Below are 22,458 nucleotides of genomic sequence, written 5' to 3' on the forward strand. Positions count from 1 at the left end.
AACTAGAAAAGGAAGAAATCGTGCGGGAAACCCTTCGGAGTCGGCGCGGCATGGTGGTCGCGCCGCATCATCTGGCCGCCCAGGCCGGGCGGGATGTATTGCGCGATGGCGGCAATGCCATCGAGGCGATGATCGCCAGCGCTGCCGCCATTGCTGTCGTCTATCCGCATATGAATTCCATCGGCGGCGACGGCTTCTGGCTGATCTCGCGCCCCGGCGAGGCACCGCGCGCCATCGACGCTTGCGGGCCGGCCGTGGCCCAGGCCGACAGGGCCTTCTATGCCGGCCACGACACCATTCCGTCGCGTGGGCCCTTGGCCGCGCTCACCGTCGCCGGCACCGTGGGCGGCTGGGCGCGTGCCCAGGCCATCAGCCAGGAATGGGGCGGGCGACTGCCCTTGTCACGGTTGTTGGCCGACGCGGCCGAACATGCCCGCCACGGCATCGCCGTCACTCGAAGCCAGGCCGCGCTCGGCGCCGCCAAGCACGACGAACTGGTGGGCGTGCCCGGCTTTGCCGAGCATTTATTCATCGACGGCCGGCCGCCGGGCGTCGGTACTGTCCTCAAGCAGACCCGGCTTGCCGATACACTCGACCAGCTCGCGCGCGCCGGCCTGGACGACTTCTACCGCGGCGAACTCGCCGATGCCATGGCCGCCGACCTCGAAGCCGCCGGCAGCCCGTTGCGCCGGCGCGATCTGGCTGACTTCGCCGCCCGCGAGGTCGCGCCGCTCGCGCTCGCCCTGCACGATGCCGATGTGTACAACCTGCCGCCGCCGACGCAAGGCCTGGCCTCGCTGATGATTCTCGGCCTGTTCGACCGTCTGGGCGTGGCCGAGGGCGAGGGTTTCGCCCACTTGCACGGGCTGGTCGAAGCCACCAAGCAAGCGTTTCTCGTCCGCGATCGCGAAGTCACCGATCCGGCCTGGATGACCCGCGACCCGGCGACCTGGCTGACCGACGCCCATCTCGACACGCTCGCCGACCGGATCGATCCGGCCCAGGCGTTGCCGTGGCCGCAACCGGACGCCCCCGGCGATACCGTCTGGCTGGGCTGCATCGACCGCGACGGCTGCGCCGTGAGCTTCATTCAAAGCATCTATTGGGAATTCGGCTCCGGTGTCGTGTCGCCGTCCACCGGCGTGCTCTGGCAGAATCGCGGCATCAGCTTCAGTCTCGATCCGAAGGGTCGCCAGGCGCTGGCGCCGGGCCGTCGCCCGTTCCATACACTCAACCCGGCGCTCGCCCGGTTCGCCGATGGACGCACCATGGTCTACGGCACCATGGGCGGCGAAGGCCAGCCGCAGACCCAGGCGGCTGTCTTCACGCGCTACGCGCGTTTCGGTGAGCCCATCCAGCAGGCCATCAGCGCGCCGCGCTGGTTGCTGGGCCGCACCTGGGGCGAAAACAGTACGACGCTCAAACTCGAATCGCGCTTCAGCGCCGATCTGGTCGAACAACTGCGAGCCGCCGGCCACGACACCGAGGTTCTGGCGGATGCTTTCAGCGACACCATGGGCCACGCCGGCGCCGTGATCCACCGCCCGGACGGCTGGTTCGAGGGCGGCGCCGATCCAAGGAGCGACGGGATCGCTGCGGGTGCCTGATCGGTGATCTTCCGGCGATACCGGACGACAGGCCCTTGTGGCCTGCCAGAGCCGGGAATCGTCGCCTGCCAGGCGGTAGCTTTGCCAACGCAGGCCTCGTATGAAACGGCAACAAGACCTAAGCTGTGCGGTCTGCTTCGTAACGCGTTCTCATGCTCTCTTACCAACACGCCTATCACGCCGGCAATTTCGCCGACGTACACAAGCACCTGACGCTGTATACGTTGCTCCGCACGCTGCAGCGCAAGGAATCGGCCATCACGCTGGTCGACACCCACGCCGGCCGGGGGCTGTATCCACTGGCCGACAAGGCCATGCAGAAAAACGGCGAATATCGCAACGGCGTGGCCCGCCTGTGGGAGCAGCGCGATGCCGTGGCCGTGGATTCGCCGCTCGGCGACTGGATGGGGCGGCTCGCGACGTTGCAGGGCGGGGCCGTATTACGTCGCTATCCGGGCTCGCCCTGGTGGTTCGCCGATCTGCAGCGAAAACAGGACCAGCTCTCTCTGTTCGAACTGCACCCGGCCGAGCACCAGGCGCTCGAGGCCGAAGCGCTGTCCGCGGGCAAGCGCCAGCAGCGTCTGCATGCCGACGGGCTCGAAGGGTTGCGGAAAATGCTGCCCGTGAACACGCCGCGCCTGTGCGTGCTGATCGATCCCAGCTACGAGCTCAGGAATGAATACCAGGACGTCGCCAAGGCGCTGCGCCATATCGTGCGCAAGGCGCGCCACGCCGTGGTCGTCATCTGGTATCCGTTACTGGGCGCGCGGCGCCACGAACGCCTGTTGGCCAGTCTGCGCCAATCCGGTATTCCCAAGCTCTGGCATAGCGAACTGCGCCTCGGCACCCCGCCCGCCGAATACGGCATGCATGGCAGCGGGCTCATCCTGCTGAACCCGCCGTGGCAGCTCGATCAACGCCTGGACGATACGTTCAAGACGGTGGCGAAACTGCTCGGCGACGGCGCCAGCCATCGCAGTGCCTGGCTGACCGCGCAGGGGGCGTAGGGGGCAATCATTCAAGGCCGCCACCCGCCGACATGCCGGGCAGGGCGGGGGTGACTTAAAGAAAGCGGCCCGCATCGCTGCGGGCCGCTCAGATGCACATGAGCGAGCGGCGAATCAGGCGACTTTGGATTCGCGTTCGTCGGTTTCGGCTTGTTCGGCCGGCGCCGAATGGCGGATGAGATAGTCGAAGGCGCCCAGTGAAGCCGTGGCGCCTTCGCCCATGGCGATCACGATCTGCTTGTAGGGCACGGTCGTCACATCGCCCGCGGCGAACACGCCGGGCACCGAGGTCTGGCCGTGTTCGTCGGTGATGATCTCGCCGCGATCAGTCATATCGACCACGCCCTTGAGCCAATCGGTGTTCGGGATCAGGCCGATCTGGACGAACACGCCTTCCAGCGCGATCTCGTGCCGCTCGTCCGTGCCACGGTCCAGATACTTCAGACCGGTGACCTTCTTGCCGTCGCCGACCACTTCCGTGGTGTGGGCGTGGGTGAGGATGGAGACGTTGGACAGGCTGTGCAGCTTGCGCTGCAGCACCGCATCCGCCCGCAGTTCGTCTTCGAACTCGATGAGTGTGACGTGCTTGACGAGACCGGACAGATCAATCGCCGCCTCGACGCCGGAGTTGCCCCCGCCGATCACCGCCACATGCTTGCCCTTGTACAGCGGGCCGTCGCAATGCGGGCAGTAGGCCACGCCGCGGTTGCGGTATTCGGCTTCGCCCGGCACCTGCATCTGCCGCCAGCGCGCGCCGGTTGAAAGAATCACCGAACGCGAGCGCAGGGTGGCGCCGGAATCGAGTTTCACCTCGAACAGTTCGCCCGGCACGAGTTCGGCCGCGGTCTGCGGCTTCATGATGTCCACGTCGTAGGACAGCACATGCTGTTCCAGCTGGGTCGCGAGTTTCGGGCCTTCGGTTTCGGGCACGGAGATGAAATTCTCGATCCCCGCGGTATCGAGCACCTGTCCGCCGAAACGGTCGGCCACCACGCCGGTCCGAATGCCCTTGCGAGCGGCATAGATCGCGGCCGAGGCGCCGGCCGGTCCGCCGCCGACCACGAGCACATCGAAGGCGTCCTTGGCATCGATTTCGGCGGCATCGCGCTCGGCGGCGCTGTCGTCGATGCGGTTGACGATCTCTTCCAGGCTGATGCGGCCGGAGTGGAACGGCTCGCCGTTCAGGAAGATCGTCGGCACCGCCATCACCTCGCGAGACTCGACCTCATCCTGGAAATGGGCGCCATCGATCATGGTGGCGCGCACATTGGGATTCAGGACCGCCATCACGTTGATGGCCTGCACCACATCCGGGCAGATCTGGCACGACAGCGAGATATATGTCTCGAAGTGGAACTCGCCGTCGAGATTCTCGATCTGGGCGATCACCGACTCGCTCGCCTTGACCGGATGACCGCCGGCCTGGAGCAGGGCCAGCACCAGCGAGGTGAATTCGTGGCCGGTGGGAATGCCGGCAAAGCGGATATGCATGTCGCTGCCGGCGCGACGGACGTTGAACGAGGGTTTGCGCTCGTCGTCATCGCGCGATTCGTGCAGGGCGATCTTCGGCGACAGAGCCGCGAGCTCCTCAAGCATCGACAACATGTCGGCCGAGCCCTTGCCGTCATCGACCGATGCCACGATTTCGATGTCGTGCGCGATCTTGTCGAAGTGCGCGGTCAACTGTTGCTTGATGTTGTCATCCAGCATGAAAGGGTCGCTCCATTACTGCGAAAGCGACCGGCCACGCCGGGCCGGCCGCGGGGAACCGGAAAGGGTTCGCTATCGACTGGTCAGATCTTGCCGACCAGATCCAGCGATGGGTTCAGCGTTTCTTCGCCTTCCTTCCACTTGGCCGGGCAGACCTCGTCCGGGTGGGCGGCCACGTACTGCGCGGCGCGCACCTTGCGCAGCATCTCGTTGGCGTCGCGGCCAATGCCTTCGTCGTTGACCTCGAACAGCTTGATCTGGCCCTCGGGGTTGATCAGGAAGGTCCCGCGCAGGGCAACGCCTTGATCCTCGACCATCACCTGGAAGTTGCGGGCGAGGGTGCCCGTCGGGTCGCCGATCAGTGGGTACTGCACCTTGCTGATGGCATCCGAGGTGTCGTGCCAGGCCTTGTGCGCGAAGTGGGTATCGCAGGAGATGCCGTAGACCTCCACGCCGCGCGAGGAAAACTCCTCGTACAGGTCCGCCAGGTCCTCCAGTTCGGTCGGGCACACGAACGTGAAGTCGGCGGGGTAGAAGCACAGCACAGACCAATGCCCTTGCAACGTCTCCTCAGTGACCTCGACGAATTCACCGTTATGGTAAGCGGTAGCCTTGAAGGGTTTGACGAACGTATTGATCAGCGACATATCCACTCCTGTAATGCGAAAGGACTAAAACGAAGGTCGTATTCTGGCGTGAATTCGGCGCAAGATTAAATCTATTATTAGAATAAAATCAATAGCGTTAACCTATAATCGAGCGAGCAATACAATGCCGCGCGTCCAAACGTGCGCATGTTCGCGAGGTAATCGCGGCGTTTGTCGAGAATGGTGCGCACAACAGCGAGGGCGGCGGGATTCACCGACGTTCAGTTCACCACCACCCACCATATGGAACGCACGTTGGACGATGGAACCACACGCGCCTTCCCGATCGTTCTGGCCGTGGGTGCCTGGCCGGCCTAAAGCGCGCGGGCCACAGTCGAGCCTCGGTCATGCCGGTGGGCTCCGCCGCATCAACACAACAGCCGAGCGAAGCAGGGGGCATGCGTCTCTCGCAGGGTATGGTATGTGTTTTGACTTATGCGATACGGTTCATCCCGACCGCAGGACTGGCGCGCGAATCCACAACGCCGATCGGCTGCGCTTGGTGACGGCGATCCTGCGGGTTGCATACAGTCGAGGATCGGACTGTCGAGCTTCGCAGCGCAAGACCCGAATGCGTGGCCGGCGGGCGAGGCTCGTGGGCCGGGGTTATTCCAGGTCGGCCGTATCCGGGCTTCTTTCAAGATAATCCTGTTTCGAGCGTAATGTCTTATGAGTCGTAGTCGTTTTTATACCTTGCGTTTTTCCTGCCCGGATAGCACCGGCATTGTCGCGCGTGTTGCCACCTTCATTGCCGAGCATGGCGGCTGGATTCTGCGCTCCAGCCAGCATTCCGACGAGGAGTCCGGTCGCTTCTTCATGCGGGTCGAAGTGCGGGCCGACTCACTGCCGTTCCAGCTGGACGCACTGCAGCGGCGCTTTGCATCGCTCGCGCGGGAAATGGACATGGACTGGCATATCAGCGATAGCGCGGTCAGAAAGCGCGTGGTGATCCTGGTATCGCGGCAGATGCATTGCCTCTACGATTTGCTGGAGCGTTGGCAGTCGGGTGAGTTGGACATCGACATCCCCTGTGTAATTTCCAACCACGAGGATGCGCGCGGGCTGACCGAATGGCACGATATTCCATTCCACCACGTGCCGATCGACAAGTCCGACAAGGCGGCCGGTTTCGCCGAAATCGAGCGGTTGTTCGAAGAGGCCGAAGGCGAAGTGATGGTTCTCGCGCGCTTCATGCAGATCCTGCCCGCCTCGCTCTGCGAGCGCCTGCGCGGGCGGGTGCTGAACATCCACCACAGCTTTCTACCCAGCTTCGTCGGCGCCGCCCCGTATCTGCAGGCCTATCGACGGGGTGTGAAGCAGGTCGGCGCCACCTGCCATTACGTCACCGCCAAACTGGATGACGGGCCGATCATCGATCAGGATGTCACCCGCGTGGACCATACCGACTCCGTGCGCGATCTGATCCGCTACGGCAAGGATATCGAAAAGGCGGTGCTCGCCCGTGGCCTGCGACACCACCTGGAAGATCGGGTCATGATCAGTGGCAAGCGCACCATCGTGCTTTAGAGCCCGGCGCAAACCAGCGGCTTATCGCTCTATCGCGGTCGCGGCCTCGCGCCGGCGACAGCTCCCGGATTCATGTAAACGGGGCTTAGAGAGGGGCGCATACCGGCGCGAGCGTATGACCGAATTTGCTAGGCTTCAGCGTCATTATCGAATCTGTAATTCATATACTCCGCTAAACTCGGCTGTGGGTTTTCTCGAAGAAGCGCCTTGATCCAGGCCTTACTCTCAAAATCAATGACGCGGAGTTCGTGAACACAAGCTAAGGCCGGCATTTCTTGCTCAGCAGAGATTGATTTCGGCTCATCCCATGGCGAAGAAAACAACTTGTGAAAAAGAATGTCCCCGTGCTCCCACCAGTCCAAGAGAAACCAGTTACGCAAGGTACTACGGTGGATAATTAAAAAACCGACGCCATAGCGATGTCGGTTTACGGCCGGGCTTGGAAGATAGCCGGGAATGGCTTGGATCACCGTATCGATAAGCTCATCCGATACGACGGAAAGCCCATAGACCTTCAAACGCCAATCATAAGCGTCGAGTTGCCGAATGAATCTCACCGGCCGTTTTACGTAGGGCTCAAACGTACTCATCGAGACAAACTCCGTTTCGCCGAACGTGACGCTGCGCGGAAATCGTCCGGCAACCGTGACGGGTTATGGATTTACTCGTAGTGGCTCCAGAGCCGGAGCACTTTGACCACTCGCTCGTTTTCGAGCACTTGGTATACCAGGCGATGCTGAATGTTGATGCGGCGTGAATAAGCCCCAGCAAGATCGCCAATGAGCTTTTCGAACGGAGGCGGCTTGCGGTAGGGGTCTTCCGCGATCAGTGTCAGTAATTCCTGGGCCTTTGGCTTGAGGGCGCTGGAGGCAAGTTTCCTTGCGTCTTTCTGTGCTTGCTTGGTGTAAACCAGCTTCCATGTCACCAGTCGAGCTCCGCATCGCATCCATCCACGGGGGTATTCATCCCCTCACGAATAGACTCGCGCATACCGGGCACGGAGAGCAGGTAAAGCGTTTCCTGAATGGCCGACCAGTCATCTTCGGATACCAAAACGGCTCTGTTCCGCTTACCCATGATGACGATTGGTTCGTGGGATTCGGCGGTCTCATCTATCAACCGATAAAGGTTGCTACGCGCCTCAGTTGCTGTGATTCCGGTCATGACACACCTCTTGCGTGTTCGGCTTTCATCAACTGTACGCCTTCGGGTACGTACGTCAAGGCGAACGCTTTGCAGCGTGCCGACGGTCGAGTACATCGGAGCGGCGCAGCGTGTGGAGGGAAGGCAAAGTGCGGCAGCGCTTTAGGCGGTCCGCGGCAGGGCGCCTTTATATTGCATTCCGCTCTAACTGCAATTCCAGATTCTTGAGGTCGCCGAGAACCCAAACGTCACTGATTAGATGGCCAGTGAATGTAAACAGCGCACAGCCGTGCCACTCGACTCGCTTACCGGTCGGCGAAAAGCCCATGAAATCGCCTTTATGTATGCCGGTAAACAGCATTTTCGCGAAGACCTTGTTGTCCTCGGAAACAAGTTGTTGAGTGATACAGCGATAATCGCCCAGCGCTTCGTGGACCATGTCGACGTACTGCGCAAAGCCATCGTGGCCTTTCTTTTCCTGGCCAAGCGAGCCACGGAACGTAAATGACTCATGGAGCACGGATGGGATCGCAGATTTATCATGCGCGTCCCATAACACTTCGTAGAACCTTCGAACCTGGCCTGTATTGGACATGGACATTACGCCGAAGTCAGTTGCCGCCGAGGCAGGCGAGGCCTGTGGCCGTTTCCTCAGCTGAGCAGCCGGCCGGCGGCGTAGGCCGCGGCCAGAGCCAGGGCGATGGCGAGCGCCCTGGCGAGTGTTCGTTGTCGGCGCCGTTGATGCCGGCGCAGGAGGGCAGCCAGCTTGGCGTCGAGCCGTTTCAGTCGTGCGGGCGCGCGCTCGGCGGGCACCGAGAAATCGTTGGCCACGTCGCCTTGCCAATGTGGGGTGTGGGTCATGCCGAGGTTGGCCCGCAGGCGGCCGAGTTCGCCGAGCAGGCGGTGCAGGTCATCGTATTGCTGGCGTCGGGCCGGGTCGCCCAGGACGCGCCGGGCGTCGGTCTGGAGCGCGCGGTTGTCGCAGCGCGCGGCGCTGCGGGCGATGGCCCGTCGGGCCGCGTTTGCCGGAATGCCCAGACGACGGTAGAGATCGCGCATAGCGGGGTCAGACCGGCCTCATAAGATATTCGTAGGCATCCTTGATGCGCAGGAAACGCCGCGAGGCGATCGCCATGCGCAGCTCGCCCTGGCCGTGGAAGCGATCCGGGTGGTGGCGTTGCGCCAGGCGGCGATAGGCGCGCTTGATTTCCGGCGGCGAGGCCGTCTCGTCCAGCTCAAGGACTTTCAGGGCCAGGCGGATGCGGTGGTTGGGCCGGGCGGCCGCGCTGGCTTCGTCGCGCTGTTGCTGGCGGTGCTGCTCCTCCTCCTGCCGTCGATGCGAGTGCTCCTCGCGCCGGGCGTCTTCCTGGCGGGCCTGTTGCTGCCGCGCCCGCTCCTGACGCGCCTGTGCCTCTGCCTGGCGGGCGCGCGCCCTGGTTTGTTCCCGGGCCCGGCGGTGCGCCCGCCAGCGTCGCCGGGCGCGGACGACCTGACGGCGGCGGCGCCGACGCCAGTTCTGCCAGGCCGGCCGCCGCGCCGCTGTGGCTTCGGCGTCACCGGTTTGCCAATATGCCGCGCAGCTGGGGTCGCCCGGTGATGTCAGGGCGCTGCCCGTGACTTCCTGGAAGATTTGTGCGAAGACCGCGGACGTGGCCGCCGACAGGTCGGCCAGAAAACGCAGAATATGATGGTTGCGCGGGCTGAGCTCGCCGGCGCTGGTGGCGAGGCCGATCGCCTGGCGCAGCAGGGGGTGCAACGGCGTATCGTGGCCTTCGGCACGCAATACTTCGGCGGCGAGCTGGATAGCGGCGGAATCGCCACTCGAGGCGATCGCCAGCAAGGTATCGAGATCGTCCGTATGCCGGTAGCTGCCGGCCAACCCTTCCAGATAGCGCCGGTCCTCTTCCAGCGCGATGCGCTTGTTGACGAACACCCATGCCAGCAACAGCAGCGACGCCGTATCCCACTGGCGATGCGTTCGCAGCAACATGAGCTCGAAAGCGGAAAAGCGTGAACGGCGCATCGTATTCTTGGTTTCCGACTCTGGATATCCCCTGGCTCGTTGGGGCGGCGGGCCTGGTTTGATGACTCCATCAGCCTCACGGCAGTCCCGCCATGACCGCCATGACACCAGCAGTCAGTTTAAGACACCCCCAAAGGGAGTGTAAGTGGTACGCGCCTGTCATGCCGAAATGCCCGCGCAAGCCGCTGTCGGACCGGAGCCGCCGGGGCGGGCGGGAACGCCGCTTCCTGCCGGCGGCCCCGGCGCGAACGACCCGGCGGGTTTATCCGCCCTTCAGCAGCCCGGTAAAGAAATGCGTCGAATTGACCTGCAAATGGTCGACGTCGTATCCGCCTTCCTGGATCACACAAATCGGTTTGCCGGTCGCCGCCAGCAGCGCGCCCATCTTCTGGAAGCCTTCGGAGGTGACGGACACCTTGGCCTGCGGGTCTTCGTAGTAGGTATCGAAGCCCAGAGCAACAACGATGACGTCGGCCTCGAACAGGCGGATAGCGGTGAGGGCTTGGTCGAATTTTTCGAAGAAGAAGCGCTCGCTGGAACCGTGCGGCATGGGCAGGTTGAGGTTGAAGCCGTAGCCGCGGCCGGCGCCGCGTTCTTCTTCGTAGCCGCTGACGACGGGATAGAAGTTGGTGGGATCGCCGTGGATGGAGACGTAGAGCACGTCGTCGCGTTCCCAGAAGATTTCCTGCACGCCCTGGCCGTGGTGCATGTCGGGATCGAGCACGGCGACCTTGTCGTAGGTTTCGCGCAGGTAATTGGCGGCGATGGCGGCGTTGTTCAGGAAGCAGAAGCCGCCGGCGGCGTCCGGGCGGGCGTGGTGGCCCGGCGGGCGGCACACAGCGTAGGCGGCTTTCTGGCCGGCGGCGATATCGTCGGCGGCGGACAGGGCGCACTGGGCGCTGGTGTAGGCGGCCTTCCAGGTATTCGGGCCGATGGGCGAGCTGCCGTCGGCGATGTAGAAGGCGGTCTCCGCGAGGATGCCCTTCATCGGGTTGCCTTCGCGCACGTAGATGTTGGACATCACTTCCTCGCCCCAGTCTTCCGGCCAGCGGCGGTGGGCGGATTCCAGATAGCGGAGATAGCCCATGTCGTGGACGGCCGAAATGGGGTTCATGCCGTGGTCGCGCGGCGTATCGAGCTCGACGCCCAGGCCTTTCAGCGCGGCCAGCAGGGGCGGAATACGCGCCGGCACTTCCTGCGGCGAGCGCATGGCGCCGCGGGTGAGATAGCTCTTGGGGTGGTGCTGGTTCTGGGTTTCGTCGAAGTAGGCTTTCACAGGGCGGGTCCGTTGCCGAGGTGGATTTGGCGGCCTTGCCTGGCCGCTGAATGAAACGCGTGTAGGCAACATACGCTTTGGGTGTTTGGGGCTGCAATGGGGTGGTTGGGCCCGGGGTTTAATTGCGTGGCGAAACGCTGGGGCGTGGGCGTTTCGGCGGTTGGGATGTTGCCTTGATGACGGGCTTGGGATTCGGGTTCGCGCTGTTGGTGTGCTGTGTTGCCGGCTCGGTTACGGGTGGGGCGGTCCGGTAGGGCGGTTCTTGTTTCTAGTCACGGGGTGGGGCGAGTTTGGTTTCGCGCTGCGCTTCGGTGCGGGTTCCTTCGTTTGCGTGCCAAAACGACGGAATAAAAAAAGGGGCACTCGGACACGGTGCTGGCTTTGCGGGTGCAATCCGATGGTAGCGCCGTTTAACGGGGCGGAATACGAGCGCGACTGCCATGCGTACGGAATCAGGCTTGAGCTTGCCCGTCGGATTACGCTTCGCTAATCCGACCTGCATGGCTGCGCTCAAGGGAGCCCGAATACAGATGCGGCGTGCGAGGTATGCGGGGTGGGGTCTGTATTCGGGCCCGTCTGAGGCGACGGAGACGCGCAGCGGCGACGGGTGTCCGGCGCACGGCGCCGGTGCGGCAAGATGTTTGAGGACGGCCAAAGCCGTCCGAGTTTTTGCCGCATCCCGTCGTCGCGAGCATCGGAGTGTACCGGCGTAGCCGGCGCCGATGCGGGTGTCGTTTCCTTTGCTTCCTTTCGTTTGGACAAGCAAACGAAAGGGAGTCGCACATCAGTGCGAAACCCCAAGCCAGATGCATTCGGAATAGCTGATTCAGTACGCCGTAGAGGTGTAATCGCCTGAAATCACGACGCCGTTTTCCGACCGGTCTTAGTAAACCCGACCAGAAAACCCCGAACAACAAACACAAAAAAAGCGGCCCGAAGGCCGCCTCTCAGTACTCGTGAAGCGTCGAAGCCGATCAGTCGGCGCTCGGCACCGTCTGCAACTCCACGTACTCCATCAGACCATCATGACCGCCTTCACGGCCGATGCCCGACTGCAGCATGCCGCCGAACGGCGCGTGCGCTGCCGGGCCGGTGCCGGTGTTGTGCCCGCAGTGGCCGAAGTGCAGGTGGGCGATGATCTTGTGGGCGCGCCTCGCGTCCTTGCCGAAGACGTAGGAGGCCAGGCCGAACTCGGTCTGGTTGGCGAGCTTGAGCGCTTCGTCATCGGTGTCGAACTTGATCAGCGGCACCAGCGGGCCGAAGGTTTCGTCGGTGCAGCACTTCATGTCGTGCGTGACCTGGGTGATCACCGTCGGTGCGTAGAACAGGCTCTTGCCGGAGTCCAGTTCGTCCGGGTTCTTGCCCACTTCCAGCTGGGCGCCCTTGGCCAGCGCATCCTGCACGTGGTCCTTGACCTTGTCGAAGCCGGCGGTATTGATCAGCGGTCCGACGTCGACGTCTTCGTCCATGCCGTCGCCGACCTTGAGCGCCTTGACGCGGTCGATGACTTTTTTCGAGAACGCGTCGTAGACCGACGATTGCACGTAGATGCGGTTGGCGCAGACACAGGTCTGGCCGCCGCCGCGGAACTTGTTGGCGATGAGGTGATCGGCCGCCGAGTCCAGGTCGGCGTCGTCGAGCACGATGAACGGCGCGTTGCCGCCCAGCTCGAGGCCGAGTTTCTTGACCCAGTCCTTGGACTGTTCGATCAGCAGCTGGCCGACGCCGGTGGAGCCGGTGAACGAGATCATGGGTACGTCAGGCGAGCTCATCAGTTCGCCGCCGATGTCCTTGGAGCTGCCCATCACGAGGTTGACCATGCCGCGGGGCAGGTCGAGCCGTTCGTGCATGAGCTGGAACATGGCGATCATGGTCAGCGGCGTTTCGGTGGCCGGCTTGGTCACCGTCGGGCAGCCGGCAGCAATCGCCGGGGCGATCTTCTTGGCGATCATGCCGATGGGGAAGTTCCAGGGCGTGATCAGGCCGGCCACGCCGATGGCGCGCTTGTGGACCGTCCAGGTGCAGTTCTTGGCTTTTTCGGGCAGGACTTCCGGCGCCAGGGCCTGTTCCATCATGCCGGCGTGGTAGTCGAAGAAGCTGGCGGCGTATTCGACTTCGCCCTGGGCTTCCTTCCACGGCTTGCCGTGCTCCAGGCACAGGATGCGGCCGATCTCTTCTTTTTCGGCGATCAGCGCGTCGCGCATGTCCTCGAGCCATTCGCGGCGCGTGGCCACGTCGGGCACGTTGGGCAGGGCGGCCTTGGCCGCGGCGATCGCGCGCTGGGTTTCATCGGCCACCATGTACGGCACGTCGGCCAGCCGTTTGCCGTTGGCCGGGTTGAGCACTTCGGCGGTTTTTTTCGAGTCGGCCTCGACCCACTGGCCGTCGATGTAACCCGCGACATGTTTGAGCAGATACGATTCGATCATTTGCAGTCCTTTGCTTGGTCAGGGGTCGGCGATCAGCCCGCCGCATTCTTTCGTGCCTCGAAGATCGGGGACGCACGGCCCGTTTTCAATCGTTTTCAGTCGTCGGCGCGCATCAGCCGCGGCCCGGGGCATAACCATGGCGCTTACTCACCTGATTGAACAGCGACTCGCCCGCACGCCAGCGTTCGAGATTGTCCAGGAACTGATCCATCAGCGCTTCACGCCAGCCGATGAAATCACCCGCCATGTGCGCGGAAATGAGGACGTTGTCCATATCCCAAAGCGGATGGTCGGCGGGCAGCGGTTCGGTCTCGAATACATCGAGCGCGGCGCCGGCGATTTCGCCAGCCACGAGTGCGGCGACCAGGTCTTCGGTGACCACGATCGGGCCCCGGCCGATGTTGATGAAGCGCGCATGATGCGCCATGGCGGCGAAGCGCGGCGCATCGAACAGGCCTTCGGTGGATTCGGTCAGCGGCGCGGCGACCACGACATAATCGGCATTGGGCAGCAGGGCGTCGAGATCGTCCTGGGCGTGGATCCGGTCGAACACCTCGTTACCGTCCTTCGCGCGCCGTGCCACCCCCGACACCTGCATGCCGGCGGCCCGGCACAGGCGACCGATACTGTGGCCGATGGAGCCGGCGCCGACCACCAGCACGCGTTTGGTCTCGATGGTTTCGGTATCGCGATGCACCCAGCGGTGCTGCTGCTGGTAGCGCAGGTTGTTCGCACTGTCCTTGGCGAACATCAGAATCTGCGCGAGCACATATTCGGCGATGTTGCGGTCGAAGATGCCCTGGGCGTTGGTGACCGGGATCTCGGACGCCACCAGCGCATCGAACATGAGCTGGTCGACGCCGGCGCTGGTGGCGTGGATCCATTCCAGGCGGTCGGCGGTATCCCAGGCGGCTTCGAGCGCGTCGGTGCGGAAATCGGTGACCACCAGGATACGGCTGCCGGGCAGGGCGGCACGCAGACTGGCCTCGTCGTGCGCGAGGGCCACGTCCGCGTGCTCGCGCAGACGCTCGACACCGGGCGGGCCATCGGGCGCATCGCTCAATACCGTGATGCGCAGGGCGGCGGAATCATGCGCGCCGCGGCTCGAATCGGCCCGGTTGTCTGCCATGTTGTGATCGCCGCGAGCGCCGCGGATTCGGTGAATAGTCAAGCCACGGTACCCAGCGCCCGGAGCACGCGTCAACACGGTTTGTCACTCGTGGTGAAAACACCGCTTGACCGGGGCTGTGGGGGTGCCTACGCTCGAATCGATATCCCCCGGGAATGTCCCTGGTAGTCGCCACCAAGAGGTTGTCATGGCTGTGAATCTGGAATCCAGCGAGCAGGTTCTGCCGCCGGAACCCGGCAAGCGTTATGTCCGCGATCGGATGGTCTGGAATCCGGCCATGCACGCGATCCCGATTTCGGGCATCCGGCGCATGGTCAACCGGGCGGCGGAGCTGGACGACGTGGTGCATCTGTCGATCGGCCAGCCGGACTTTCCGACCCCGCAGCACATCATCGATGCGCATATCCATGCGCTGCAGAACGGCCAGACCGGCTACACCATGGATGCGGGCTTGCCAGAGCTGCTCACGGCGTTGAAGGAGTACTACAACGCGAAGTACCGCAGCACGCTGGACGAGGACAACTTCCTGGTCACCACGGGGGCGACGGAAGGCATCTATCTGATGATCACCGCCATGGCGGCGCCCGGGCGCGAGTTCATCATCGCCGACCCGACGTTTTTGCTGTACGCACCGCTGATCCGCATGAACGGCGGCCAGGTGCGCACGGTGCCGACCAAGGCCAGCGAAGGCCATCAGATCGATCCCCAGCGGATCATCGACATGATCGGGCCGAACACGCACGCCATCATCCTCAATTCGCCGTCGAACCCGACCGGCACGGTCTATCCGCGCGAGACCATCGAGTGGTTGTGCCAGGAAGCGGCCTACCGCGGCGTGGAGATCCTCTCGGACGAGGTGTACGACAACCTCATTCTCGACGATATCGACTTCCCGAGCGTGCTGTCCTGCGCGATCGACCTCGACGGCGTGGCCGTGGTCTCGAGTTTCTCCAAGACCTACGCCATGCCCGGGCTACGCGTGGGCTGGATCGTGGCCGACCAGAACACCATCCGCACGCTGCGCCGTTATCACATGTTCACCACCACGGTGGCGAGTACGCCGGCACAGTGGGCGGGTGTGGCCGCGCTCTACGGGGACCAGTCCTGCATTACGGAAATGGTCACCGAATATGCGCGTCGTCGCGACCGTGTGGTCGATCTGGTGAGCGACATGCCCGGCCTGACCGGCTACTGGCCACAGGGCGCGTTCTATATCGCGCCGTCGCTGCCGGCCGGTGTGGATGCGGGCAAGCTCGCCATGCGCATGCTGGAGGAAACCGGCGTCTGCGTGATTCCGGGCGATGCCTTCGGCGAAGGCTCGTCCAATCTGCTGCGCATTTCCTACTCCACTTCCATGGACAAGATCGAGGAAGCGTTCGCGCGCATGCGGCCCTGGCTGGAGCGCCAGCCGGAGTTCGCGCGCTACGGCTGACGCGGCCCGCCATCGCGTGTTACGAAAAGGCCGTCCGGTTTCTCCGGGCGGCTTTTTTTCTTGGGCGCCCGGCTGACGACTCAGGAGGCGCTGGCGGCCGTCGACCCGCAACGCGCGGCCGGCGCGCCGTGCGCCTTCGCCACCGCCGGCATCTGCCTGTCGTAGCGCACGCGCACCGGATAAACCTTGCCCTGGTCGTTGTGCATATTGCCGATGCCGCGGTATTCCAGCAGGCGCTCGGTCCTGGGATCGTAGGTCAGCTTGAGCGAGGGCACGAAATTGCCGATCAGAAACATGTTCAGCTCGACCTTGAAGTTCACCGCCGGCCGACCCTCGAAGGTGGTGTTGCCGGTCTTGTAGGCCTTGAGGTCGAGCACCGACTGGCGCCCGGCGACCACGAACTTGAAGGTGAATGTCTGGCCGCTGTTCAGGTCGTCGAAGTGCTGCTGCACCAGCGGATTGAATCCGGAATCGGCGGCCATAGGTGGGTCGATGGTAAACGACTTTGTTTGGGTCTTCGCATTGGCCGATTCGCGCTTGAACATCGTCCAGCGGCCATTGTGGTGCCGGATGCCTTCCGCGTAGCCGGATTTTGGCATCACCATGCGATAGGTGGGCACGGTCGGGTTGGCCGAGAAATTCATGTGTTTCCTGGCGATGACCTGACCGTGCGTGCCGATATAGGTCACGTTCCAGGTCGTGATCCGGCCGTGGCTGCGTCTGACTTCATGGTGCTCGGTGTAACGGTAGTCGCCGCCCTTGCGGGTGTAGGCGTAGCCGTTGAAGCAGGTCAGGCCGTTGTCCTTGACGTTGACGCGGTCGGCGTGGGGTTGCGCCAGTGCCGGCGCTGCTGCCGCGGCCCAGGCCAGGGTAATGGCCAGCACGGCGCTCGAAGTCAGACACAGCGATCGGCGCATGGGGCGCTCCTTCCTTAATTTGTTATCCGCACATCGCTTACCTACGCACGTCCGCCACGGCCCGACGCGGGGTAAACAGATAATGGCCGACACCCCATTCATTGCCACCGCGATAACCGAACAATTCCGCCACGGCCATGAAGAACATGCGCCAGCGGTTGAACCAGCGTTCGGCATCGGCTTCGCCATAGGTTTCGCGCATCACGGCCATGATCGAATCGCGGTTGGCATCCATGCGGGCCAGCCAGGCATTGGCGGTATCGCGATAATGCGCGCCGGACAACCACCAGCTGTCGCGCAACAGCAGATCCTGCTGGAAGTGGGCGAACAGGTGCTCGCTCGGCATGACGCCGCCGGTGAAGAAGTAACGCGCCATCCAGTCGCTGGCCGAGTCGTCGGTGAAACGATAGGCCAGATGCTTGTGCGCGAAGACATGCACAAACAGGCGGCCGTGGTCGTCCAGCCAGCGCGCGCAGCGGGCGAACAGTTCGCGGTAGTTGCGCATGTGCTCGAACATTTCGATCGACACGATCCGGTCGAACACCTGTTCGCCCGGGTCGAAGTGATTGATGTCGCAGGTTTCGACCGACAGATTGTCGAGCCCGCGCTCGGCCGCGCGCGCCACGATCCATTCGCGCTGGGTGTTCGAGTTGGACACCGCGCGAACGCTGGCATGGGGAAAACGCCGCGCTGCCCAGAGCGAGAACGAGCCCCAGCCACAGCCGAGGTCGAGGATGCGATGACCATCGCGCACCCGCGCCCGGTCGGCGGTCAGCGCCAGCATGGCGTGTTCGGCCGTATCGAGATCGTCGATACCGGGCTCGAACAGGCAGCCGCTGTATTTCAGGTGCGTGCCCAGCACCTGTTCGAAAAATGCGGGCGGCAACTCGTAGTGCTGGGCATTCGCGTCGGCGGTGTGCTGGGCGATCGGCCCCGAGTTCGCGCGTTCGAGAAACGCGCGCATGGCCGCGTGGCGCTTGTCGGCGTTCTTCGCTTCCGGTGTCGCCAGACGCTGGCCGATCAGGCGGCGCATGCCGGCGCGGGCGATGAAATCCGGGACGAGCCCGCGTTCGCAGGCCTCAATGGGCAGACTATCCAATCGCTCGGCTCCTTGTCGCTTGGCGTGTTGGCGGGTGGATTCTATTTCCTGGGCGGCCAGGGGATGAACGCGTTCGTGGTGCGCAGGTACTCATCGTGGCCTTCACGCTTTTGCGATGCATCCCGGCCCTCGACCGTCGGGATGCCCGAGATCTTGAGCAGCAGGACCGCCATCAGCACCGGCCCGATCCACGTCGCCCACCACCAGCCGGCGCCGATCGCCAGTACCACATAGCTCACCCAGTGCAGGGATTCGAAGAAATAATTCGGGTGACGCGAGTAGTACCACAGGCCTTCGCGACAGACCTTGCCCCGGTTTTCGGGCTTGCTCTTGAAGGCCTTGAGCTGGGCGTCGGCCGTGCCTTCGCCGACCACCGACACGAACCACACAATGACGGCCAGCGCGCCGGTGACAAGCGACGGGCCGGCGTCCATGTAGGCGATGACAAGCAGGGGAATCGACAACACGGCCGCGATCACGGCCTGCAGCAGGAAAAACCCGAGCATGTAGAGGTTGGCCCGGGTGCCCCAGGATTCGCGTGCCGCGGCATAGCGCGAATCCTCCGGCTGCCCTTTCATGCGAGCCGCGAGATAACCGGCCAGCCGGAACGACCAGGTGATGGCGAGTACGGCCATGAGCAGGCGGGCGACGACCGGCGCGTCGCCGGCCAGTGCGTATTCCAGCGCGATCAGGCCGAGGGCGGCCGACCAGACTACGTCCACCAGGCCGGCGTTGCGGGTGAACAACTGAATGAGCCAGACGATGAAGAGCAGTGCGACGGCGGTCAGCAGACCGGTACCGAAGACGGCGAGGGCGGACATGGGCGTCCTTGTATCGGTGAGTGAACAAGCTTAACAGGTGGCTATACGGCCGGCGGCGGCCGGAGGATTCAATCCGGCGCCGCCCAGCGGTCCCAGCGCGGCGGGTCGCCGATGGTCTCCAGCACGTAGTCGACGAAGGCCCGGACCTTGGGCGGACAGAACCGAGGCTGCGCGTACAGCATGTGAATCGAGCGGGTTTCGGCGGCCACTTCCCATTGCCAGCCGGGCAGGACGGGCACCAGGGCACCGCTGCGTAATTCGGTCTCGATCAGCCAGCTGGGAAACAGGACCAGCCCCAGGCCGAGGCTGGCGGCGGCGCGCAGGCTGGTGGCATCGTCGCTGTAGAGCGGGCCGTCGACATCCAGGCGATTGAAGCGCGCCGTGCCAGTCTCGCGCCAGTACCAGCGCTGGCGGCCGTATTCGCCCTGATACAACAGGCAGTCGTGATCGAGCAGTTCGGCCGGTCGCCGGGGCGCGCCGCGGCGCTCGAGATAGCGCGGGGCGGCGGCCACCAGGTACTGCATCGGCGCGAGCGGCCGGGCAACCAGGCCGGCGTTGGACAGAGGGCCGACGCGGAAGGTGATATCGCTGGCGGCCTTGATTGGGTCGACGAACGTATCGGTCAGCCGCAGCTCGGCCTTGATCGTGGCATGGCGCTGGGTGAATCCGTGCACCAGCGGCACCACCTGGCGCTCGCCGAACGCCACCGGGGCGTTGATCGCCAGCACGCCGGCGGGTTCGTCGCCATGCTCGAACACGGTTTCGGTCGCCGCATCGAGCTGATCCAGCATCGGGCGGATCGTCTCGATATAGCGGGCGCCGGCCTCGGTGAGTTCGACCGCTCGCGTGTGACGATGGAACAGCGGCTGGCCGAGGCCGTACTCGAGCGCCGCGATCTGGCGTGAAACCGACGACACGGCACGGTGACTGCGACGGGCGGCCGCGGTAAAACCGCCGCTGTCGACCACCAACCGGAACGTACGTAGCGCATTCAGGTCGAGGTTGCGTTTCATGCAATAAATATTTGCGATGTTCGCGCTTGTTGCAAGCACTCAGTCGATCACAATAGCCGGTGTCATTTCCAGCACGGCGGCGTGCCCGCCGGGAACAACGTTTATGCGCAAGGGAAACGCACTCGTCGTCGGCGCCACCGGCATCACCGGCGGCAATCTCGCCCAGTATCTGGTGGCCAGCGGCTGGACCGTCTACGGTCTGTCGCGCCGTCCGTCCAAGACGCCGGGCGTGGTACCCGTATCGGCCGATCTGCTGGATGAAGCCGCCAGTGCCGAAGCATTGAAGGGGCTGCCCATCACGCACGTGTTCTATTGCACATGGACCCAGCGCGACTCGGAGGACGAGAACGTCAAGGCCAACGGCGCAATGATGAACAACCTGTTCGCCGCGCTCGATCCCGAGCGCCTGACGCATGTCTCGCTGGTCACGGGTACCAAGCAGTATCTCGGTTCCTTCGAAGCCTATGGCAGCGGGCAGGTCGAGACGCCGTTCCGCGAGTCGGCCGAGCGTGTACCGGGCCCGAACTTCTACTACACCCTCGAAGACATCATGCGTGACGTGGCCGAACGCTACGGCATCGCCTGGAACGTGCACCGGCCGCATACGGTGGTCGGCTATGCGCCCGGCAACATCATGAACATGGGCACGACGCTGGCCGTTTATGCCTCGATCTGCCGCGAGACCGGTCGCACCTTTACCTTCCCGGGCTCGACCGAACAGTGGCACTATCTCACCGACATGACCGATGCGCTGTTGCTGGCCCGCCAGATGGAATGGGCCGCACTCGCGCCGGGGGCGGCCAATCAGGCGTTCAATACCGTCAATGGCGATACCTTTCGCTGGCGCCGGATGTGGACCGAGATCGGCGAACACTTCGGCCTCGAAGTGGCGGACTGCCCGCAAACGCCGCAGCCGCTCGAACAGCAGATGGCCGGCATCGAGAGCACCTGGCGCGAAATCGCCGAGCGCTACGACCTGATCGAGCCGGACGTGACCCGGCTGGCCTCCTGGTGGCATACCGATGGCGATCTCGGCCGGACGCAGGAATGCGTCAACGACGTGAACAAGTGCCGGGACTTTGGTTTTTACGCGCACCGCGAGACGCGGGCGTCGTTCCTGGATCTGTTTGATCGGCTGGCGGCCGAGCGGATCATTCCGCCGATTGGCTGAAGCCGTTTGCGACGCTTGTGAATGACGAGCCGGGCCGGGTGAACCTGTCCGGCTTTTTGTATCGCGCGCTTCGCGGCCGACTGAGGTTGTTCATGCTGTGACGACATGGAAGGGGTTGGGCAGGCCGGATTTCTGTGGTGGGCCATTTCGGACTGCCTTCTCAGGGTGTCACTGGACTGGTGGTTCGTTTCGGCGACTGATTCCTGGCGTGTGGTTCGGAATAGATGTGTCGATTTAAGCGCCGAGGGTCGGGCTCGGTTTCGCACATCAGTGCGAAACCAGCGTCTGTGTTGCCCCGTGGTTCGAATGAACAGCGTGGCCCCGCAGCCGTATTACCGACAGAGCTCGCCGAGCGCACGAGCGAGCTTGTCGGGCATGGCGGTCGAGCGGCCACTGGCCCGGTCGACGAATACATGCACGAATTCGCCGTCGGCGCTGGCGGTCTCGGCGCCGGCGGCGAAAATCGCGAGTCCGTAGGTCACTGAGCGGTTGCCGAGCCGGTCGACACGCAACCCGACCTCGAGCGCCTCGGGGAAGGCGATCGGCGCGTGGTAGCGACAGTTCGACGACACCACGAAGCCGACTACGGGATCGGCGTGGATATCCAGGCCGCCGGCTTCGATCAGATAACGATTGGCGGCGGTATCGAAATACGAGTAATAGGTGACGTTGTTGACGTGGCCGTAGATGTCGTTGTCCATCCAGCGCGTGGGTATGTCGCAGAACCACGCATAGGCATCGCGCGCAGGGCGTTCGGGCATGCAGCATTCTCCTCGGACATGAAAAAGCCGGGCACCCGGCCCGGCTTTCGAATCATACGATGGTGATCGCCGCCGTTACGAGTTCACGACCTTCCATGTGCCATTCGGTTGGCGGCAGGCGGTGCCGGTAACCTTCTTCGGCTGGCCATTGATATTCGCGTCCATGGTGAAGTCGCGGCAGGGCTGGTTGCCCTGCTTATAGGTGCGGGTGGGCGTCACCGAGTAGCTTTGGTTGCTGTTCGGATCGTGCCAGCTCGTGGTCTTGCCGGTCTGATTCGATTCGAGGGCAGTGCCGAATTGCCGGCGATCCTTCTGGTCGAAGTGCTGGCCGACCTTGTTGCCGAGCGCCGCGCCGGCGAGCGTGCCAACCACTGTGGCGATGGTGGTCCCGGTGCCACTGCCGATCTGCGAGCCCAGGGCGCCGCCCGCCGCGCCGCCGAGCAGCGTGCCGGTGTCGGAGTTTTTCCAGTTGGCGCAGCCGCCGATCATGGAGACGGCCAGAACAAGTGCGCTGAACAGGGTGATGGTCTTGTACATGCGATCCTCCCTGGCGGGCTTTCTGCAAAGAATGTCGATGGGCAGTTTAACGTAATCGTCGGGTGGTAGAAGGGCGATATCCGCGGTGAGCATTCAGCCCGCGTTATGGTCGGTTGCCGTTTCATGCGGCGCGCCGTGGGTCGGGCAACGGCAACAACTTTGCCCTTGTGGAATCATCGCTTGCGCTCCGGAGGGGCGCCCTTGGAACG

At 63.7% G+C, this 22,458-nt stretch carries 22 protein-coding genes; 5 read left to right on the plus strand and 17 right to left on the minus strand.

What is annotated here, in order from left to right; all coding sequences use genetic code 11:
• Window positions 1-20: 20 nt before the first annotated feature.
• On the plus strand, window positions 21-1,607 hold the full coding sequence (locus ACS8YF_RS08405; protein ID WP_440849769.1) for a gamma-glutamyltransferase family protein: 1,587 nt from the start codon (window positions 21-23) through the stop codon (window positions 1,605-1,607).
• Between the two features lie 152 nt (window positions 1,608-1,759).
• Window positions 1,760-2,614, plus strand: a complete 855-nt coding sequence (locus tag ACS8YF_RS08410; RefSeq protein ID WP_440849770.1) for a 23S rRNA (adenine(2030)-N(6))-methyltransferase RlmJ — start codon at window positions 1,760-1,762, stop codon at window positions 2,612-2,614.
• A gap of 114 nt (window positions 2,615-2,728) precedes the next feature.
• On the opposite strand, the gene ahpF is transcribed toward ACS8YF_RS08410, so the two are convergent.
• Window positions 2,729-4,324, minus strand: coding sequence for an alkyl hydroperoxide reductase subunit F (ahpF, locus tag ACS8YF_RS08415; protein ID WP_440849771.1), 1,596 nt, complete (start codon window positions 4,322-4,324; stop codon window positions 2,729-2,731).
• 83 nt (window positions 4,325-4,407) lie between these two features.
• Window positions 4,408-4,971: an alkyl hydroperoxide reductase subunit C gene (gene ahpC / locus ACS8YF_RS08420; RefSeq protein ID WP_440849772.1), complete on the minus strand. Its 564-nt coding sequence runs from the start codon at window positions 4,969-4,971 to the stop codon at window positions 4,408-4,410.
• A 669-nt stretch (window positions 4,972-5,640) separates the two neighbouring features.
• Between ahpC and purU the strand changes: the two genes are divergently transcribed.
• Complete coding sequence (purU, locus tag ACS8YF_RS08425; RefSeq protein ID WP_440849773.1) at window positions 5,641-6,498, plus strand: formyltetrahydrofolate deformylase; 858 nt, start codon at window positions 5,641-5,643, stop codon at window positions 6,496-6,498.
• 128 nt (window positions 6,499-6,626) lie between these two features.
• On the opposite strand, the gene ACS8YF_RS08430 is transcribed toward purU, so the two are convergent.
• The 9 genes from ACS8YF_RS08430 to ACS8YF_RS08470 all read right to left on the minus strand — a co-directional run bounded on the left by ACS8YF_RS08430 (window position 6,627) and on the right by ACS8YF_RS08470 (window position 14,498).
• Window positions 6,627-7,088, minus strand: coding sequence for a hypothetical protein (locus tag ACS8YF_RS08430; RefSeq protein WP_440849774.1), 462 nt, complete (start codon window positions 7,086-7,088; stop codon window positions 6,627-6,629).
• A gap of 71 nt (window positions 7,089-7,159) precedes the next feature.
• Complete coding sequence (locus ACS8YF_RS08435) at window positions 7,160-7,423, minus strand: Txe/YoeB family addiction module toxin (protein ID WP_440849775.1); 264 nt, start codon at window positions 7,421-7,423, stop codon at window positions 7,160-7,162.
• The gene (locus tag ACS8YF_RS08440; protein ID WP_440849776.1) at window positions 7,420-7,662 is read right to left on the minus strand and encodes a type II toxin-antitoxin system Phd/YefM family antitoxin; all 243 of its coding nucleotides are present in this window, start codon (window positions 7,660-7,662) and stop codon (window positions 7,420-7,422) included. Before ACS8YF_RS08440 ends, ACS8YF_RS08435 begins: the two co-directional genes overlap by 4 nt.
• Before the next feature lie 166 nt (window positions 7,663-7,828).
• Entirely contained in the window at window positions 7,829-8,236 is a 408-nt protein-coding gene (locus ACS8YF_RS08445; protein WP_440849777.1) for an ester cyclase, read from the minus strand.
• Window positions 8,237-8,292: 56 nt separating this feature from the next.
• The gene (locus ACS8YF_RS08450) at window positions 8,293-8,700 is read right to left on the minus strand and encodes a hypothetical protein (protein WP_440849778.1); all 408 of its coding nucleotides are present in this window, start codon (window positions 8,698-8,700) and stop codon (window positions 8,293-8,295) included.
• A gap of 7 nt (window positions 8,701-8,707) precedes the next feature.
• A complete protein-coding gene (locus ACS8YF_RS08455; RefSeq protein ID WP_440849779.1) occupies window positions 8,708-9,631 on the minus strand; it encodes a J domain-containing protein in 924 nt (307 codons plus the stop codon).
• Window positions 9,632-9,926: 295 nt separating this feature from the next.
• Complete coding sequence (locus ACS8YF_RS08460) at window positions 9,927-10,940, minus strand: histone deacetylase family protein (protein ID WP_440849780.1); 1,014 nt, start codon at window positions 10,938-10,940, stop codon at window positions 9,927-9,929.
• A gap of 974 nt (window positions 10,941-11,914) precedes the next feature.
• A complete protein-coding gene (locus tag ACS8YF_RS08465; protein WP_440849781.1) occupies window positions 11,915-13,369 on the minus strand; it encodes an NAD-dependent succinate-semialdehyde dehydrogenase in 1,455 nt (484 codons plus the stop codon).
• 112 nt (window positions 13,370-13,481) lie between these two features.
• A complete protein-coding gene (locus tag ACS8YF_RS08470; RefSeq protein ID WP_440849782.1) occupies window positions 13,482-14,498 on the minus strand; it encodes a D-2-hydroxyacid dehydrogenase in 1,017 nt (338 codons plus the stop codon).
• Between the two features lie 187 nt (window positions 14,499-14,685).
• On the opposite strand from ACS8YF_RS08470, the gene ACS8YF_RS08475 reads away from it, so the two are divergent.
• On the plus strand, window positions 14,686-15,930 hold the full coding sequence (locus tag ACS8YF_RS08475) for a pyridoxal phosphate-dependent aminotransferase (protein WP_440849783.1): 1,245 nt from the start codon (window positions 14,686-14,688) through the stop codon (window positions 15,928-15,930).
• An 80-nt stretch (window positions 15,931-16,010) separates the two neighbouring features.
• Here ACS8YF_RS08475 and ACS8YF_RS08480 read toward each other — a convergent pair whose 3' ends face one another.
• The 4 genes from ACS8YF_RS08480 to ACS8YF_RS08495 all read right to left on the minus strand — a co-directional run bounded on the left by ACS8YF_RS08480 (window position 16,011) and on the right by ACS8YF_RS08495 (window position 19,780).
• Window positions 16,011-16,847, minus strand: coding sequence for a hypothetical protein (locus tag ACS8YF_RS08480; protein ID WP_440849784.1), 837 nt, complete (start codon window positions 16,845-16,847; stop codon window positions 16,011-16,013).
• Between the two features lie 37 nt (window positions 16,848-16,884).
• Window positions 16,885-17,946 carry an SAM-dependent methyltransferase gene (locus ACS8YF_RS08485; protein ID WP_440849785.1) on the minus strand — a complete coding sequence of 354 codons (1,062 nt, stop codon included), beginning with the start codon at window positions 17,944-17,946 and terminating at the stop codon, window positions 16,885-16,887.
• A 41-nt stretch (window positions 17,947-17,987) separates the two neighbouring features.
• Window positions 17,988-18,767 carry a DUF1295 domain-containing protein gene (locus ACS8YF_RS08490; protein ID WP_440849786.1) on the minus strand — a complete coding sequence of 260 codons (780 nt, stop codon included), beginning with the start codon at window positions 18,765-18,767 and terminating at the stop codon, window positions 17,988-17,990.
• A gap of 68 nt (window positions 18,768-18,835) precedes the next feature.
• The gene (locus ACS8YF_RS08495; RefSeq protein WP_440849787.1) at window positions 18,836-19,780 is read right to left on the minus strand and encodes a LysR family transcriptional regulator; all 945 of its coding nucleotides are present in this window, start codon (window positions 19,778-19,780) and stop codon (window positions 18,836-18,838) included.
• Between the two features lie 103 nt (window positions 19,781-19,883).
• Between ACS8YF_RS08495 and ACS8YF_RS08500 the strand changes: the two genes are divergently transcribed.
• Window positions 19,884-20,951, plus strand: coding sequence for an SDR family oxidoreductase (locus ACS8YF_RS08500; RefSeq protein WP_440849788.1), 1,068 nt, complete (start codon window positions 19,884-19,886; stop codon window positions 20,949-20,951).
• A gap of 332 nt (window positions 20,952-21,283) precedes the next feature.
• On the opposite strand, the gene ACS8YF_RS08505 is transcribed toward ACS8YF_RS08500, so the two are convergent.
• Window positions 21,284-21,712 (minus strand): acyl-CoA thioesterase, encoded by a 429-nt coding sequence (locus tag ACS8YF_RS08505; protein WP_440849789.1) that lies wholly within the window; start codon window positions 21,710-21,712, stop codon window positions 21,284-21,286.
• 75 nt (window positions 21,713-21,787) lie between these two features.
• Window positions 21,788-22,249: an RT0821/Lpp0805 family surface protein gene (locus ACS8YF_RS08510; protein ID WP_440849790.1), complete on the minus strand. Its 462-nt coding sequence runs from the start codon at window positions 22,247-22,249 to the stop codon at window positions 21,788-21,790.
• Between the last annotated feature and the right edge of the window lie 209 nt (window positions 22,250-22,458).

The sequence above is a fragment of the Salinisphaera sp. SWV1 genome (genome assembly GCF_052044155.1).
Lineage (GTDB): Bacteria > Pseudomonadota > Gammaproteobacteria > Nevskiales > Salinisphaeraceae > Salinisphaera.

Coding starts and splice junctions, on each gene's coding strand:
- ACS8YF_RS08410 (WP_440849770.1), top strand. CDS start 1,760: ATGCTCTCTTACCAACACGCCTATCACGCCGGCAATTTCGCCGACGTA.
- ahpF (WP_440849771.1), bottom strand. CDS start 4,324: ATGCTGGATGACAACATCAAGCAACAGTTGACCGCGCACTTCGACAAG.
- ahpC (WP_440849772.1), bottom strand. CDS start 4,971: ATGTCGCTGATCAATACGTTCGTCAAACCCTTCAAGGCTACCGCTTAC.
- purU (WP_440849773.1), top strand. CDS start 5,641: ATGAGTCGTAGTCGTTTTTATACCTTGCGTTTTTCCTGCCCGGATAGC.
- ACS8YF_RS08430 (WP_440849774.1), bottom strand. CDS start 7,088: ATGAGTACGTTTGAGCCCTACGTAAAACGGCCGGTGAGATTCATTCGG.
- ACS8YF_RS08440 (WP_440849776.1), bottom strand. CDS start 7,662: ATGACCGGAATCACAGCAACTGAGGCGCGTAGCAACCTTTATCGGTTG.
- ACS8YF_RS08445 (WP_440849777.1), bottom strand. CDS start 8,236: ATGTCCAATACAGGCCAGGTTCGAAGGTTCTACGAAGTGTTATGGGAC.
- ACS8YF_RS08450 (WP_440849778.1), bottom strand. CDS start 8,700: ATGCGCGATCTCTACCGTCGTCTGGGCATTCCGGCAAACGCGGCCCGA.
- ACS8YF_RS08455 (WP_440849779.1), bottom strand. CDS start 9,631: ATGTTGCTGCGAACGCATCGCCAGTGGGATACGGCGTCGCTGCTGTTG.
- ACS8YF_RS08465 (WP_440849781.1), bottom strand. CDS start 13,369: ATGATCGAATCGTATCTGCTCAAACATGTCGCGGGTTACATCGACGGC.
- ACS8YF_RS08470 (WP_440849782.1), bottom strand. CDS start 14,498: ATGGCAGACAACCGGGCCGATTCGAGCCGCGGCGCGCATGATTCCGCC.
- ACS8YF_RS08475 (WP_440849783.1), top strand. CDS start 14,686: ATGGCTGTGAATCTGGAATCCAGCGAGCAGGTTCTGCCGCCGGAACCC.
- ACS8YF_RS08480 (WP_440849784.1), bottom strand. CDS start 16,847: ATGCGCCGATCGCTGTGTCTGACTTCGAGCGCCGTGCTGGCCATTACC.
- ACS8YF_RS08490 (WP_440849786.1), bottom strand. CDS start 18,767: ATGTCCGCCCTCGCCGTCTTCGGTACCGGTCTGCTGACCGCCGTCGCA.
- ACS8YF_RS08495 (WP_440849787.1), bottom strand. CDS start 19,780: ATGAAACGCAACCTCGACCTGAATGCGCTACGTACGTTCCGGTTGGTG.
- ACS8YF_RS08500 (WP_440849788.1), top strand. CDS start 19,884: ATGCGCAAGGGAAACGCACTCGTCGTCGGCGCCACCGGCATCACCGGC.
- ACS8YF_RS08505 (WP_440849789.1), bottom strand. CDS start 21,712: ATGCCCGAACGCCCTGCGCGCGATGCCTATGCGTGGTTCTGCGACATA.
- ACS8YF_RS08510 (WP_440849790.1), bottom strand. CDS start 22,249: ATGTACAAGACCATCACCCTGTTCAGCGCACTTGTTCTGGCCGTCTCC.